Source organism: Nocardia aurea (assembly GCF_003123685.1).
In the GTDB taxonomy this organism is placed as follows: Bacteria; Actinomycetota; Actinomycetes; order Mycobacteriales; family Mycobacteriaceae; genus Nocardia; species Nocardia aurea.
In genome coordinates this window covers 1-678 of the sequence record NZ_QCYJ01000112.1, presented here as the reverse complement: position 1 = coordinate 678, position 678 = coordinate 1, and the positions used below count along the sequence as shown (strand labels likewise).

The following is a 678-nucleotide window of genomic DNA, read 5'->3' as shown; positions in this document are numbered from 1 at the left end:
GCTCGAACTGCAGCAGGGTGTTCTTGTCCCATTCCCCCACCGGGATCTGCACGTCGAAGGTCTGGTCCTCGCCGCCCTCGATCGCGCCGAACAGGGAGTCCTGGCCGATGGCCTCGTTCTTCTTGATGTCGATGATCGCGTCGACGGCCTGCTCGTGCACCATGACCAGGCCCTTGCGGACGTGGCCGTGCGAGTCGAACGCCCCCGCCTTGATCAGCGACTCGATCACCCGCTTGTTGCAGACGATGGCCGGGACCTTGCGCAGGAAGTCCTTGAAGTCGGCGAAGCGGCCCTTCTCCCTGCGCGCGATGATGACGCCGTCGACGACGTTGGCGCCGACGTTGCGGACCGCCGACAGGCCGAAGCGGATGTCGGTGCCGCGCGGGGTGAAGTCGAAGTCGGAGTCGTTGACGTCCGGCGGGAACACCTTGATGCCCATGCGGCGGCACTCGTTGAGGTAGAGGGCCGACTTGTCCTTGTCGTCCTTGACGCTCGACAGCAGCGCGGCCATATAGGCGGCGGGGTGGTTGGCCTTGAGGTAGGCCGTCCAGTAGGACACCAGGCCGTAGGCCGCCGAGTGGGCCTTGTTGAAGGCGTAGTCGGAGAACGGCAGCAGGATGTCCCAGAGGGTCTTGACGGCCTCGGCGGAGTAGCCGTTGGCCTTCATGCCCCCCTCGA

General features: G+C 65.6%; 1 protein-coding gene. It reads right to left on the bottom strand.

The window, feature by feature from the left end; translation table 11 throughout:
• Positions 1–678, bottom strand: a 678-nt coding sequence (locus DAT37_RS26055) for a helix-hairpin-helix domain-containing protein (RefSeq protein WP_456320126.1), incomplete at both ends; no start/stop codon positions are given.